Origin of the sequence: Phormidium sp. FACHB-592 (genome assembly GCF_014695795.1) — a bacterium.
GTDB lineage: Bacteria > Cyanobacteriota > Cyanobacteriia > Leptolyngbyales > Leptolyngbyaceae > Stenomitos.
In genome coordinates this window covers 80,662-95,035 of record NZ_JACJOZ010000086.1, presented here as the reverse complement: position 1 = coordinate 95,035, position 14,374 = coordinate 80,662, and the positions used below count along the sequence as shown (strand labels likewise).

The following is a 14,374-nucleotide window of genomic DNA, read 5'->3' as shown; positions in this document are numbered from 1 at the left end:
ACCGACTTATCTTGTTTTAGCGGTATGAGCCGGAACACTAATTATATAAGTTTAAGTTACAGCATTGCTTTAGATCGATTCCGCAAGCTTCCTAACGTTCGTGATCAGCGGTTGCTATCAACCTGTGCAACGACCCATAACTGCAACAATGGCTCCTTGACGCCAAGGTACGTAAAGCGACATGACCTACCGAGAAAAGCTCTAAGACCAGCCATTTGCACGGGTTTCCTTTCCCCTTTCTGAGCTTGCGATTTCAAGATGTTTTTTGGGAGTGGGATGCCGACCGAATCCCAGCGCTTTTCAGCGGCTCAACTCCTACTCCCCGACTCGGTTGATAGGCTCTTATGAGATGACGGAACGGCTGGCGACGACCGCCCGGATCACCGCTCTGATCTCGTTGGTGAAGTCATAGTCGAGGCGATACTTAAGGACGCAGTGCACCACCCGCTTGTCGAGGATGTCATCGATCACCTCAGAGCCAGGAGGACAGTTCTATCAATATTTTCCGCTAGATCGTATCTGGGAAGGTCGGAATTAGGACTGAACGTCGGACCTAAGTTATATCGCTTTACGGACCTCTGCGTAAAAGAGCCCAAAGAAGATAAGAAATGGAGTCCCGCATGACAATTTTGAGTGTTTTGGCTAACCAGGGCTGACAATTTCGGCTGGACTGGTCCTATTTCTGTAACGTCCCTTATGTTTCTTGCGGACTTTGAGTATCAATAACATCAAAAGTTATTCCCTCAAGTTTCTGTTTCAAGGTTTCTATGAGCAAGTCTACCCGTTCCTCTACAAATATTTGAAGCGCATTATGCGGCATACTCCCCAACCTTGACCATTCGAGAATCTCGGTTGGAATGAGGTGAGTAGCTAAAACTTGCCCAAAATCATTAGTATCGTAGACCTTCAAATAATCTAAAGGATTACTATCGCTAATTTTCAAGTTCGTAATTTGAGTCAAATAAGCTATGTTCATTAGGCTGTTTGAGTGAACAGCGCTGGATACGCCTCCTTTCTCTACAAAGCTAAGGGGAAAGATATGATGAAGGTTTGGTTGATCAGTGAGGAAGTAATATATAGAGTCAATTACGGAACAATGGGGGGACGACCAGTCCTTCGGCTCTTGATTTGCGTAAAGGGAAAGAATTGCACGCGACAGACGACCTCTAGAACTATATGAGGAATTTCTGAGGCTATTCCTATCTATTAAGAACTTTGCGAATGAATCATCCTTTTGATCCTTTTGCTTCTTGAGAAAACCTATATGTTGCCAGAGATGAGTTGTATTACTAAGCAAGTCATTATTGTGAAAACTATAATACCAGAAGTACCTTTCTAAAAAAGAGTAATTTGGTTCGCTGTTCTGGTAAAAATATACAGCTAATGTGAGATAAAAATACCGATATGGTACAAGACTAGGGCCTCTGATTTTAAGAACTTTATCAAAGAAGTGGATAACCTTACTTATTGCTTTCTTCGCATCATGCCACACTTCCTCAATCTGCTCTGTTCTTATCTCGTTCAAATACCGATCTGTAATATTCTTAATTCCCGATTCTGAAATATTATTAGAAATAATCACAGCAAGTATCTCCAATAGAGCCATTTCACTCAAGTTAGCGAAATGGCTACCTGCTATGGATTTACGGTAATCATCAAAGAGATCACGTAGGTAAAACCCCTTAGGTTTTTCATCTTTACCTTCAGGTCTAAATGTCTTTGCCACAACAATATCAAAAATATTGAGAGGTTTACCCGCTTGATTAATCCTCTCGAATATTTGGCACACTTCTGCTACTTGAATGCCTTTAAGCTCGATAAAGGAAATTCTATAGTTATCAAGAACTTCCTTTATTTTTCTTAATTCAGCTCTATAGGGGTGATCAAAATCGACATAGCCAGCATTATTTAGTTTTCGTTCTAAACTGCCGAAGGACATCCGAATATCCTCGAGCTTGACAATAAGCCCTTCATCATATCTTTTCTTTTTCCCACTATTGGCTAGCAGTTGACCTTCTCTGTCATCGATTTCATCCCAAAATAAAAATCTTTTTTTATAACTTTCATTGTCTGTAATATCTTGATGTTCAATAGTCAGGTCAACATATACTGTAGGATCAAATTTTCCTTTACCTACAATCGTTCCTCCATATAAAGAACTTAAAAGCGATGTGGTTCTTTGCTGCCCATCAAGAATATATTGATATTCGTTACTGGTGTGATTCTCAGGTAATAACGTTCCACCAATTTCTCTATGGCTTTGTAGCTTTACATCTGTCTTCCAAACCAAAATACTTCCTAAAGGATAGAATTTGTAGATGCTATCCCACAGCTTTTTTACGTTTTCACGTTCCCATACAACATTTCTCTGAAACGTAGGGATCTGATATTTTTTGCTAAGGAGATTCTCCAGGTAAGTAGAAATCCCAGAGTGAGTTGGTTGAATTCGATCTGTATAAATCGACACTATATAGTCTCCTAGCCGATAACGTAGCGTATCTGTTGAGTCTCACCTATTAATCCCCTTGTTCCTCGCAGTCCAACATTTACTCAAGAGTGATTGTGAGACGAATTGTCAGAGCAATTAAAATTTGCCATCTAATCCCTAAAAGTATGAGTGGGAGAAAGTTTTGTAAAAATGTAGCCGTCATTAAATAAAACCTTTATGAGAGGAGTCTATATGATCAGGCGAAGAAGTTATGGCATGACTGAAGACTGGAGCTGGGGTTGAGACGACATATGACCCAAAAAGTGCAAGATGGGCTGAAGAACCTTATTTAGATTGAGTTTCAGAGATCTATCGAAGCGAGGCGCAGAAGTTCTGATTCTGCGCCTCAAGCGAAATTGTGCCGACCGGAGGAAGATTCGATGAGGCGATCGCGTTGGTTAGTTGCATCCCGGAGCAAACGTGCAAGTGTGCCAGCGGTCTGGTGAGTTGCTAAGACAGCAACTCACCAACAACAGCCAGCGGAGTCAAGGGATTCAGTGGCGCTGTTGCTGACTGTGATGGTACCGAGAGGCCAAACAGCGTGAACCAAGCTCGAAGGTGCTTGCAGGCTTCACATTGGTTTTGGTGCCATGGATACGGACATGCCAGGGATGGCAGTACACTACTGCTAGTCAAGTTCAGGACGCTGGTCTCTAGCAGTGGCACCGGTGCGGGCCACCTACGGGTCGGAGACCCATTCGTGCAATTTATTTCTATCTGATTTCAAGAGGCTCAAACCCGCATTCCTTCGTTCTGGAAGTACCACTCAATGCTGGAAAGTAGCCCCAAACAGGTGAATCCTGCCCCCCCTTCTAGAGAACCTTTAAAGCTTGTCGTGATACCAAATTGCACGAATGGGTCTCCGACCCGATGTGCGGGCGATCGCTCTCATGTCGGGGCGATCGCCCCACCTAACATCATTCCCGCGATTGCCTTTTCAAAAACATAAAAAAGCGATCGCACTTTGGGAATGAAAAAGTGAGATCGCTGATTACACAACTGGAATGGATAATGCTAGTTCAAAGGCTTGTTGATTCAAGCAAATTTGAACACACCATCTATCTCAAAAGGCTGGCTGATCCAAGTGTTACCTTTATCAACTTCAACATGAAGATGAGATCCCGTACTCCAGCCAGAATTACCTGATAGAGCAATCAATTGACCTGCCTGTACCGCTTGACCTACTACTAACCCAATGCTGGAGTTAAAGTTTTGCTGAAGATGCAAATAGCGCGAGTAATAACCATTGTCATGCTGAATGAGAACATAATTTGCTCGATTAATGTTAGCTTGTCCACCTCCCGTGTCTGGATATTGCTGTTCAATAGCAACAACTACACCAGCACGCATCGCGTAAACTGAGGTACCCTTCATAACATCAAAATCAATCGCATATTGGGTATTGCCATTATGCGAGGTTTGGCCACCTGGATATTGTGAAATTGAACCCGCTCCTTTTACTGGGTCTTGAAAACCTTTCAACGGATTAGACATTGTTGGATTGGAGAAGAGAGGAGGCACCACAAGTCCCTTTTCCCAGCTAAATTTGGCGATCGCATTTCCTACGTTCTCGAAGTACTCAACTCGAATGTTGTGAATGCCACGACCGGGATTGAAATCATATTGGAAGTCACTAGCAGGTTGATTGTTCCACTGATTAACCACCAGCTTATTATCTATCCACAAACGTACACCATCATCTGCACGAACTTTAAAACTGTACTTCCCTTCGTCAAAGTAGAACTTTCCTGACCACCGTGCGGAAAAGTTATCATTCCCAACACCTCCTTCAGGTCCACCAGATCCCCAGTCATAATCAATACGGCTTTCTACACGGCTAAATGTGGGCTGCCCTGCAAGAGAACGATTGTTGTAATACTCCGCCTTCCAAACATTAAGCCCAGATGTCTCTGTAGGCGTTAATCCTTGTCCATCCAACCAATTGCTCCAATGCACCCCATCAACCGACGAACGTGTATAAATCCTCAAATTCAACCCTTCATGAGCTTGATAAAGCTTACCGTTGAAAGTAGCTAATGATGGTGCATCTGGTGTGTCGCCAATTTTATCACTTGCCCAAGAGGTCCAACTAGAGCCATCTGGTGAAGAACGAGTGTACATCTTATTGTCCATTCCACGGATAGACTGAAATAACTTGCCATTCAGGGAAGTCATGGTAACAGCACTCAGTGTACTTTGGCTTTGGAAGGCTAGGTTAGGAAAGGTTAGACCAGAAGACCAGGAAGACCATTGGATGCCATCGAAGGAGGAGCGAGTATAAATTTTGTTGTCCGTTCCCTGATGAGCCTGAAATAGTTTGCCATTGAAACTCGCTAACGCAGGGGCGCTAAGAGTTTGACCACCTCCATTACTATTCCAGCGTGTCCAAGTTACACCATCCGTGGATGAACGGGTATAAATGTTGTTGTCTAGCCCCCGAATAGATTGGTAGAGCCTGTTGTTCTGCGTTGTTAAGGCAACGGCGCTAGGAGTATCACCTTCTCTATTACTTGCCCAGCCTGTCCAGTTCTGACCATCAGTGGATGAACGGGTGTAAATTCTGTTATCCATCCCCCGATGAGACTGGTAAAGCCTACCATTGAGTGCTGTCAAGCTAGGAGCATTCAGAGTTTCTCCACCTCCATTGTTGTTCCAGCCACTCCAATTGACCCCATCAGTAGATGAGCGGGTATAGATTTTGTTGTCCAGTCCTTGATGTGATTGGTAAAACCTTTCATTAAGACTAGCCATCGCAATCTGCGACATCTCAATTTCAGTGGATTTACCACCAATGCTTACCCAGGCACGATCATCTTCAACTTTTAATTCAGCTAATTCATTTGCACTGATTGCAACACCACGAACGAGGCGCGAGAAGATATCGCCTTCGTCACCGGGGGAGTCGGTGGCATTGAGGCGAGAATCAATAAAGTGTCCAATCTCCTCCAGAACAGCGCTGGTGATCGCATTTGGATGGTTGGCATTTTGGGTCAAAAAGCCGCTAGACAGATAAATCTTGTTCGTTTCAGCAGCGAAAGCTCCGTTGGCTCCGGAAATATCTGTGCTTAGGACAATTTCAATCTGGGGCAGTTGGCTGAAGTCTTGATTTACCCAGCTTTTAGCAAAGTCGATCGCCTTCTTGACATCCCAACTAGTGCCAAAGGCAAGGGTCATCTTGGCATTAAATTCTGGAGAACCACCAAACTCTTGAAGCTGATCTACAGCATGTTGCAGCGCAGGTCGCAGTGCTTCAAGGCTACTGTGTCCCCCTAGTTTGAAATAGGGTTGATTCGTTGTATCTAGGACTGTAGATATATTCTTTACAAACTCAAGAGATCTGGATAAATTCAGTTCGCGGCTCGTTTCAGGAGAAGCACTAAACCAATTGATTGACATTGCTTTCAGTTGCTAGAAGGTGTAAGAAGAACGTAAAGAGAAAGGGGATACTGATAACGAGGAAGTCAGCTGAAAGGGGGCATCGCTTGGCTTCCTTTTGGCTTCTGGAAATAAGACGCTGAACTGGAGGCAAGTTTAGAGGATGTTGCAGAGAGGAGGATCAGCAGGATAATCCAAATTTTCGGGCATTCACTCCTGAAACTGTCATAGCCCATGCTTGCTACAAATGCATACTAAAGATGCTCTTTCTACAAACAAAGTTTAAATCAGTCAGTATTTGGTATTTATACCAAGACATAAGTTTCTGATGTGTATAACCTTAGTGGTGCAGAAAACTCATAGCTGTCTCAACATCACCAACAGTGTCGTATGCTTTCTGAGACCGTCTTGGGTGGAAAGAGCACTGACGCAGTGAACACCGTGCAGATGGGGAGGATGCAGTAAATCGTCAGAAGCCTTGATATAAGAGCGGTTTAACAGCAATTAGCTTGTTAAAGATCACGCTAAGACTCAATTGTCTCAAAGTGGACTATACCTTTTTAAGGGTTGTGTAAAAAACCAGAATCTGCCCACAGTCAGCCTTCCAAGACTTTTCGCACCACTAAGCCTTAACGGGATTTCTTTTTCACACTGCTACTTTACCCCTCTTACTCAGGGATCAAAGCAAAGTCTGTCTGCCAACTATTATTATGAGGAACTATTTCAATTTTTATAGGCACTCCTCTAAATGGATTTTCACATCTAGGACTTTGATTAAATTGACTACTTCCAATTCCACAAATTCTACTTTGTACTCTAGTGATGCTCCCAGGAGCTTCACTAGGATTTTCATAGACCCAACTCACATCTGCACCGCTTCCTCCCCTATATTCAATAGCTCTAACGTTTGAATACGTGCCTACCTCGCTTGGATAATGGCAACCCACCCGAACGAATCCTCCTCTTCTAGTATTTGGGCCTGAAGAGCAAGTGCCAGTTGGTTCTCGATCAACATTAACCTGAGCAAAAACAGGAATACAAGCAAAAGTAATTGCAAACGATAAGCCAGGGAGAAGCCAATTCCTTATAAGAAGAATATTCACAGTATTGCTCCTCGATTGATTTAGAGTTCATCAAATGATTTTTTAGGGTTCTAAACTTCTGGCTCAATGAGAAATCTAGGGTTTCAGCCCATAACGAAACGGTAATTTATTGAAAAAGCCTGAGAGCTTTACCCGCCAAAGAATCCAATTATTTGAATGTTTTGAATTCTACAAAAAAGAGAGACTGAAATCCTTACAAGGCATAAGTTCAAGCCTTAACGTTGCTTTCTCTCGTTTGCTAAACATACCTCTGTATAGAGCAGCAACCTCTCCTTATACTTTCACCAGCAAAATTACGTTGAGTAATCCCACATCGGTGTTTGCCCAACAAGTCTACTGTGCAGGCAAAGACAAACTGGCCCAAAACTACTTGTCACGCTCTACTTGTTCCCATGTGGACTCACAGGCTTTATCTGCATCATAGTTTGTAGATTCATACACCTTGCCTGTCCATGTGTCTCTAACTGTATAGGTAGTGGCATTCATCTCACCACCAAACAATCCGGAGAGAGAGCCCAGAGGATTAGTATTGGCTACTTCAGTTTCAACTTCGTACTGACGATCATTGTTAGATTCAACCATGGCTTATCTCCTTAAATCTCATTCAACACACATAGCATCCGCTGCCACAAATCACTAGTTCTACTTACTGGAGCATCATGGGCTTGCCCCAGCTATCGGTCTCTTGCCTGAAATTGCCGTTATGAGCGTTGGACATAGTTAAACCTCCAAATCGATTTGAGTCAATCCAAGATGGATTTGAGGGAATCCTAGCTATTGACCCCTCGCAACATCATGTGAAGCTGCTTGCCTTGACATGAGACCAAAAATACGATAAGAACTATTAGATTTTGAAAGGTATGCCCAAGAAAGAGAGCCAACCAAGACCGCTGAGTTTCCGGCTTTCGCCAGAAGCAGCAGAGCGTATTAATAAGCGTATTAACCTTGGTGAACTAAACATTTTTCAAAATGTTTCCACTGATACAAGCAAGCTTGATCGTCTGTGGCGCATAGCAGACGAAGCAATGAGGATTTTGCAAGAAGATGGACAATCTATAGAAGGCTGCTCTAGTGACGAAGCTGTAAGATACTGGTTGGATAGAAGAACTAGCAAAGAGCTTTCAGTATTCAAAGCTCTGTGCCGAGCAGTAGATGAGAACTGGATTGAAGTTTTTGATCGTTGCTTATACGCAGAAATACTTATTGGTGAGCAGAAAAAAGCGCTTGAAAATTTCATTGGTAGTTTCTTCAACGCATTTATTTCATCACCTGATGAGAAGATGCTTATTCCACCCAAATATGATCAATTTGTAGAAAAAATACTTGGCTCTGATCAAATTGATTTAGATACATTAACATCACTAATTGACACTTTCATTAAAGAGTTTGCGCTTAATGGCAGAAAAATTAGATTTCAAGTAATATCCTCTTCTGAAGCCTGTTCTATCAGCTCTATAGAGATAAGAGGTAAGAACCAAAAGGACAAAATTGAAACATGGAACTTTAGATATACTGAACCTTTCCCAGAGCTTGTTGAAACAGAGGATTGGTGGTGGAAGGGAAATATCAGTATTCAATTTGAGGCTATCAATAAAGGGCATAAATTGAGTGAATCATGTGAGGTATTTATCTCTGAAAGAGGATATATCTGGGCAGAAATTCTATTTGATTTTGACCGCGGTATATGTACCGTAAAGTGAATATGGGATCGCAACAGGATATGTGAAAGATCCTGCAAGATGAGGTTAAAAGGGTGATTTAGAAGGGAGGTTTAAAGTTTTGAATTTCTGGTCTTTTCTTGAGTAAAACTAACAGCAGAATGAGGGTTTGAGACCGATTCTGCAGAATTTTTTATGTACCCTGTCGCAATCCCGAGCAAAGTTGTGCAAAGCGGCGGAAGGTTCAGATGGGGCGATCGCCTTGGCTCGTTGCAATAGGAGCAACGGTGCCACGGCAGCATCGGGGTTGCAGACGTTCAAAACAGGCAAAACCGCCTCTGTACTACCGCTGGCTGCGTCAAAAAAGTCCAAATCTAGGCCAAGCCACTAGTACACCCCTCAAAACCGCTTGCTGTGCGCCACTGATGGCACTGCTTTGACTCAGCGATCGCGGTCATGCTCCGTTAGTCAGTATAACTAATCACCTAGCATGATCAGAGTGTAGGTGCTTGGAGTGAAGCAGCAGCAGGCACAACAGGAGCAGAGCAAACCCCTGACTGGAGACACGTTACAACAGACACAAGTTATTTGATAGGGTGAACTGATGGGCGGAAGGCTATGAGAGGGGTGGGAGTTACAAGTACTTCAAGATAACTGCCAAAAGATTTCGATCAAAGAGATTGCTAAACTACTGCCGAGAAGGACTGAAAGGGGCGTTCACCTCAAGGCATTTAAGCTAGGGTTGCTGCCTGATAAAAATTTTTGGACGGAACAAGAAGACTGGGCTATTAAAGGTAATTATCCGCAGTTGACTGCTGGAGAGATTTCAAAACTGCTGCCCAGTCGAAGCAAAGCAGCAATTCAACAACGAATTTGCCAGCTCGGTGTTCAAGTTGAGCAGTGGGCTTGCAAGCATTCAGCGGATAAAGATTTTTTTACTCAACCCAACCGACTGAACTGTTATTGGGCTGGATTGATTGCAGCCGATGGGTGTGTAAAGCAGTCCCACAACAGCAAAACTAAAACACTGTCAATCAGCTTGATTGCGTCTGACGGGTATCTTCTTCAACAACTGACCTCCGATTGCGCATATACGGGGAGTGTCTCTATTCAAAATAGAGGAAGCAGAAAGCCAAGTAAGATTCTTGACAGAGAAATTAAATCAAGCAGTTCTGCTTCCTTGCAGATTAGCTGCTGCCAAGAGTGGTTTGAAGACTTGGAGAAGCACTGGAATATCATCCCAAGAAAAAGCCTAACCCTGAAACCACCAAGGAATCTAAACCTGGAATGTTCTCTCGCTTATATAAAAGGCTTTTTTGATGGAGATGGTTGTGCTCATCTAAGGAAAGATGGCAATCTCACATTTTTTTTTATGGCACCGCTGAATGCTTGCTCTGGATTAAGAATGTATGTGATGAAATAGCGCCTCAATATGCGAATGATTGGCGGCAGTCGCAAAGAGCTGTATCGGAACTCACTCAGGCCGGAAAGATTTATCACTACAATCTTTCGGGGTATCGCGCTGAACAGCTAGCAAAGCAAATCCTTCAATTTGACTTGCCAGCAATGAAGCGCAAATGGGACAAAATTGAAGCGTGGCTGCAAGCTAAAAAAGACAAAGCTGCTGCAATTAGTCAACCTGTGCAGGTCCATATCTTTGACGAGTCTAAAGTTTATTTAGGAAGACTTTGCAGAAGAGGGCATAGCTACCAAGGAACCGGGCAGAGTCTTAGACGGGTAGGGCATGGTAGTTGCGTTAAGTGCTCCCAAGAAAATTCAGGAGTCAAGCTCCCTATGGTGCCAACATCTTTTTATGTTGAAGAGACTAAAAAATTGGCTCCTGAACTGGAAGGAACCCCTAAACGCTTAGGGTTCTTATGCCCTAAGCACCCTTATCTAGATACTGGATACAGTCTTGTTTATAGAACAGGAAGGCAGTGTGCTAGCTGCCTTAGTGAGAAATCGACTGCAAGACGCAAGGCGATTAGGTTAAATCTGGCCGCAGGAACTTGAGCTATTCTATTAGGCGTTCCTACAGCTTAAAGCTACGGAAACGCCAATTAGCTTGAGCGGCAAACTCTTGCTCCACGACCAAACTGTTACCGATCTTCGTTAATAAATTGTTTAGAGCCACAAACTATGTCTGATAGCAACTATCCAAAAGCCTGGCAGCGGTTTACGGCTCAAAGTCGTCCAACAGACGGTGTAGTCCCTGAAACGCTAGGTGGAAAATTTGGGCCCTTAGCAAGGTGGTCAGCTCGCTTTAGACTGGCAAAAAGCTTCAAGGGGCTAGATTTAGGCGATGCCTACGCAGGTTCAGAGACCCCTCAACTGTATGCAGCAATCACTAGAATTTTCCTCGTTTATTCGGCCTTTGAGACGTACTGCGATATTGTCGGTCTGAAGCCCCATGAAGAAGACCAAGTAAAATCGCTGCAAGAGCCGCTCTCGCAACAGGCAACGCTTCAAACTATTCGTCAAATCGATCCGCAGTATGCCATTGCCAAGTTTCTCTTAGAGCATTTGAAAAATAAAAAACTGAAACAAACAATGGGTGCCTTTATTGACGAACAAGCGATTAATGTCAGTTGTTTCGCTGGAGGTATCCGTCACGTTTTCGCACACGGTATTTTAACCGCTAACGCATCAGGGTTGTCACCTCAACGTTTTGACCAAGTGTCCCAAATCGTCTCAGGTTTCCTATTGGATTGCATGGATCAAGACTTTGACGAGCGCGTACCCTAAAACCAAAAACACTCATGGATTAACTGCACAAAGTTGTTAGTTGAGTGAGCCGTAAAAGTACAGAAGTAGATGCAAGGGCTTGGTCTCCTCGGTCTACAGCAAAAGATCTCACTTTGCACAAAACAGCTGGCGTTGTTTCACTTGTCGTTAACGCTCCTTGCCGAGCACAACCTATGAGCTAAGCCGTAAGCGGGGTTGAGCCGGCATACGACCAAAACAGTACAGCTCAATCTGGGAAGCCTTATCCAGATTGGGGTTAACCTTTGAAACATCACCGATGTCTTTATAACGTCCGTTGCAGCGCAGTGTTAGACAGCACCCACTAATAAACTTTCAACACATCACAATATTTCAATCTTGGCAATGCCGCCCTTGGCGGATCTATTTCAATAATGCCCTTATGTATATTCAACTTACTTCGCTATGAGAAATTAGCTTCCTTTTAACAACTTAGGCAATAAGATATTTGGCTTTCTGCCTTTATCCAAGTTGAATTCTTGCAGTATATCTTTCACCAGTCTATATGCTTCAAAAAGACTAAGTTGACCATTTTCAACAAGCTGAATGAGATCGGATGCATCGTTAGAGCTTATAAGCCCGAGTTTTACAGGTTCTTCCAGGAACAAGATAAATTTAGTTTTATCTGTTTCTGTAGTTTGAGCTTTGGTCTCGTCATAACTCATGTCACGTAACATTTCAGTGAGTTGCTGGATTATCTGCTCACGTTTTCCATGTTGACGAGCTTTAAACCTAACTGCTTGTGTAATTCCATAAGTGGCTATCCCACCTGCCACTGCTACTCCAGCAACTAATCCAACGGGAGCTGCAACTGCTAGACCAAGACCTGTCAAAGTTGTGATGCCCCATCCGATGGGTGCAACGCTTGCTCCAGCAAGAGCAGCAACTGCTCCCGCTCCTGCCATGCCAGCTCCTGCAATACCTAAATCAGCTAGAATTTGATACTTAGCATCTGGGTCGCTCTTGAGCTTAGAAATCAGTTGAAGGATTTCCTCTTTGCTGAGTTTCTTACGGGGTAGCTCCATTGCATTCGCTCCAAAGTGTTTTATTTGTGAAGCCAGAAAGGATTTAAAGACCTATTTTGGTCTTGCTGTATAAGTTCTACAAAACCTCCACAGCTGAAGACATTTTCAGACTCATTAAGCAGAAATTTGGTTGGATTCACCAAATTCAAATTCATCCTTGATGGCATTTACAAGCTGAGCAAAAAGCTCAAAAAAGTCTTTTGCTATTTGCTGTATGCTTTCATTAACCTCCGGATACTTCTTATCAGAAATTTCACCAGCAATACCACCAATCACAGGTGCCAAAATCATTATAGGCACAAAAATTGTTTGACATAGATTGGCTATAAGTAACGCCAGTTTTGAAAGAAGTCCTCCTATCCATGTCCACTTAGCCAATGCTGGTACTAGAGCAAATAGTCCATGTAATGCTATGCCAAGAGCATATGTAGCACTAAGTCCCACTGCAAGACCTACAACTTGCAAAGGATGCTTTGAAACATATTCGAGCAATTTAATGACTATAACTTTCCCGATAACAATTACTTTACCTGCTACCTTAGATGTAACTTTTAAAATTCTATCTAGGATTTCGATAACTTCATCGGGTAGTTCCAAGTTTGTCATCTCAGAGTAAAGTTCGTAACTATTTTTTACCTCAGCATGCTTGTTGAGAATTGTAAGCTTCAATCTAGCTTGAGATGGTGAAAATTCTGAAATTTCCATATGTTTAAATTGGGAGTTTTTGAGAAGAAAGAGAAATGAATTAGTCTACTTACAGGATGCACACTCAGTTGACTGCTTGTATCCAGAATACCCAGGTTGTATCGCTGTCTAACTTTTCGTTAACCGGGCAGCAACGGTTGACGTTGGTTTGAAATTCCTCGTTGATTGCCGCTCCGGTTCAACACTTTGTTATGTTGCATTCGCTGGAGGAAAGGTCAAACCGGAAAATCATCATCTAAGCTTGGTTGTGTTGGTAGTCTCGCACCTTCGGGCAGCGGTAAGTTACTGGTGATGTAGAGATTCACTATGTCTTCACGATCCATGAACAGTATCTGGCTTCTCTTCGATACGTCAAGTTTTTCGCCCAACCAGTTCTTGGCCTGTTTGGTAATTTCGCTGCCTGCAACGATAAATGCATGGTCAACTAATACCCTTCTGTTGGTTTCGGGGTCAAATATCTCATGACCAAGCATCATGAGCAACTGATTATGAATCTCAGCAATATTTGCATTTGATCCCTTGCTGACGCCGCTGGCATCAAGCTTCCCCTTCTTGACTTGCACACCAAAGTACAAGACATGCTGGGTTGGAAGAATAAAACGCATCCAAATATCTTTGCCATATTCGAGAGCCTTGTCTTTGTGACCGGCGGCTGTGATTCGATGGTACCCAAGCTGCCTGAATAGGGGCAGCAAGACTTCTTCAATCAACTCATCTTCGGAACATTTTTCCAAGTATTCAATAAGATCTTGACGCCGTTCAATTTCCCCTGGAGTGAAGGGGCGGTGGGGATTGGCAGCAGCTGAAATTGTCTGAGTACCGTTGTGCCGAATGTAGAGCAGATTGTCGTCACCGTAGAATGCCTCGTATCCTTCGCGCAAAAGCGGTTTGTTGAGGGACTCAAGTGCAAGCTGACGGTCTGGATCATCTGGTTCGGCGTCAGACTTGTGCATTAGGACTCGCAGGACATGCACAAAGCGTTCGGGCAAGGCGTGTGCCACAGGCTGTGGTTCTTGTAGGAGTTCCTCCAAACGAGCAACGGTCCACGCCCACCTTGTGGAGCCGTCGTGAACAAAATCGAGATCGCATTCATCGAAGAATTGCGTGATGTAGCTGCTAGACCGATACGGAAAATGCTTCGTGTCACCGATTACCATTTCAGCAATATCACGTAGGTTCCGTTTCTTAAACCTCATTGTTGCGGAAAGCCTCGTGAATCACCTAATTGTCGTTGTTACGCGTCATTGATCTGCAACA

General features: G+C 43.4%; 12 protein-coding genes. 4 read left to right on the top strand and 8 right to left on the bottom strand.

What is annotated here, in order from left to right; all coding sequences use genetic code 11:
• Positions 1-342: 342 nt before the first annotated feature.
• The 5 genes from H6F86_RS32965 to H6F86_RS24430 form a co-directional block, all read right to left on the bottom strand.
• Positions 343-471 (bottom strand): hypothetical protein, encoded by a 129-nt coding sequence (locus H6F86_RS32965; RefSeq protein WP_277881709.1) that lies wholly within the window; start codon positions 469-471, stop codon positions 343-345.
• 223 nt (positions 472-694) lie between these two features.
• Positions 695-2,467: a DUF262 domain-containing protein gene (locus H6F86_RS24445; RefSeq protein ID WP_199305474.1), complete on the bottom strand. Its 1,773-nt coding sequence runs from the start codon at positions 2,465-2,467 to the stop codon at positions 695-697.
• A 1,056-nt stretch (positions 2,468-3,523) separates the two neighbouring features.
• Positions 3,524-5,884, bottom strand: coding sequence for a PA14 domain-containing protein (locus H6F86_RS32960; RefSeq protein ID WP_190452175.1), 2,361 nt, complete (start codon positions 5,882-5,884; stop codon positions 3,524-3,526).
• 647 nt (positions 5,885-6,531) lie between these two features.
• The gene (locus H6F86_RS24435; RefSeq protein ID WP_190452172.1) at positions 6,532-6,966 is read right to left on the bottom strand and encodes a hypothetical protein; all 435 of its coding nucleotides are present in this window, start codon (positions 6,964-6,966) and stop codon (positions 6,532-6,534) included.
• A 366-nt stretch (positions 6,967-7,332) separates the two neighbouring features.
• Positions 7,333-7,548 (bottom strand): hypothetical protein, encoded by a 216-nt coding sequence (locus H6F86_RS24430; protein WP_190452170.1) that lies wholly within the window; start codon positions 7,546-7,548, stop codon positions 7,333-7,335.
• A gap of 278 nt (positions 7,549-7,826) precedes the next feature.
• Here H6F86_RS24430 and H6F86_RS24425 point away from each other — a divergent pair, with 278 nt between their 5' ends.
• The 4 genes from H6F86_RS24425 to H6F86_RS24410 all read left to right on the top strand — a co-directional run bounded on the left by H6F86_RS24425 (position 7,827) and on the right by H6F86_RS24410 (position 11,369).
• Positions 7,827-8,666: a hypothetical protein gene (locus tag H6F86_RS24425; RefSeq protein WP_190452168.1), complete on the top strand. Its 840-nt coding sequence runs from the start codon at positions 7,827-7,829 to the stop codon at positions 8,664-8,666.
• Between the two features lie 700 nt (positions 8,667-9,366).
• Positions 9,367-10,047 (top strand): hypothetical protein, encoded by a 681-nt coding sequence (locus tag H6F86_RS24420; protein ID WP_190452166.1) that lies wholly within the window; start codon positions 9,367-9,369, stop codon positions 10,045-10,047.
• Positions 10,014-10,637, top strand: coding sequence for a hypothetical protein (locus H6F86_RS24415; RefSeq protein WP_190452164.1), 624 nt, complete (start codon positions 10,014-10,016; stop codon positions 10,635-10,637). Before H6F86_RS24420 ends, H6F86_RS24415 begins: the two co-directional genes overlap by 34 nt.
• Before the next feature lie 126 nt (positions 10,638-10,763).
• On the top strand, positions 10,764-11,369 hold the full coding sequence (locus tag H6F86_RS24410) for a hypothetical protein (protein ID WP_190452162.1): 606 nt from the start codon (positions 10,764-10,766) through the stop codon (positions 11,367-11,369).
• A gap of 431 nt (positions 11,370-11,800) precedes the next feature.
• Here the strand turns inward: H6F86_RS24410 and H6F86_RS24405 are convergent, their stop codons facing one another.
• The 3 genes from H6F86_RS24405 to H6F86_RS24395 form a co-directional block, all read right to left on the bottom strand.
• Entirely contained in the window at positions 11,801-12,412 is a 612-nt protein-coding gene (locus H6F86_RS24405; RefSeq protein WP_190452160.1) for a hypothetical protein, read from the bottom strand.
• 114 nt (positions 12,413-12,526) lie between these two features.
• Complete coding sequence (locus H6F86_RS24400; RefSeq protein WP_190452158.1) at positions 12,527-13,117, bottom strand: hypothetical protein; 591 nt, start codon at positions 13,115-13,117, stop codon at positions 12,527-12,529.
• A 215-nt stretch (positions 13,118-13,332) separates the two neighbouring features.
• Positions 13,333-14,274: a hypothetical protein gene (locus H6F86_RS24395; protein WP_199305473.1), complete on the bottom strand. Its 942-nt coding sequence runs from the start codon at positions 14,272-14,274 to the stop codon at positions 13,333-13,335.
• Positions 14,275-14,374: the final 100 nt, after the last annotated feature.

Excerpts from the sequence above, each read along its gene's own strand:
- H6F86_RS32960 (WP_190452175.1), bottom strand. The coding sequence starts at position 5,884 with ATGTCAATCAATTGGTTTAGTGCTTCTCCTGAAACGAGCCGCGAACTG.
- H6F86_RS24430 (WP_190452170.1), bottom strand. The coding sequence starts at position 7,548 with ATGGTTGAATCTAACAATGATCGTCAGTACGAAGTTGAAACTGAAGTA.
- H6F86_RS24425 (WP_190452168.1), top strand. The coding sequence starts at position 7,827 with ATGCCCAAGAAAGAGAGCCAACCAAGACCGCTGAGTTTCCGGCTTTCG.
- H6F86_RS24410 (WP_190452162.1), top strand. The coding sequence starts at position 10,764 with ATGTCTGATAGCAACTATCCAAAAGCCTGGCAGCGGTTTACGGCTCAA.
- H6F86_RS24405 (WP_190452160.1), bottom strand. The coding sequence starts at position 12,412 with ATGGAGCTACCCCGTAAGAAACTCAGCAAAGAGGAAATCCTTCAACTG.
- H6F86_RS24400 (WP_190452158.1), bottom strand. The coding sequence starts at position 13,117 with ATGGAAATTTCAGAATTTTCACCATCTCAAGCTAGATTGAAGCTTACA.
- H6F86_RS24395 (WP_199305473.1), bottom strand. The coding sequence starts at position 14,274 with ATGGTAATCGGTGACACGAAGCATTTTCCGTATCGGTCTAGCAGCTAC.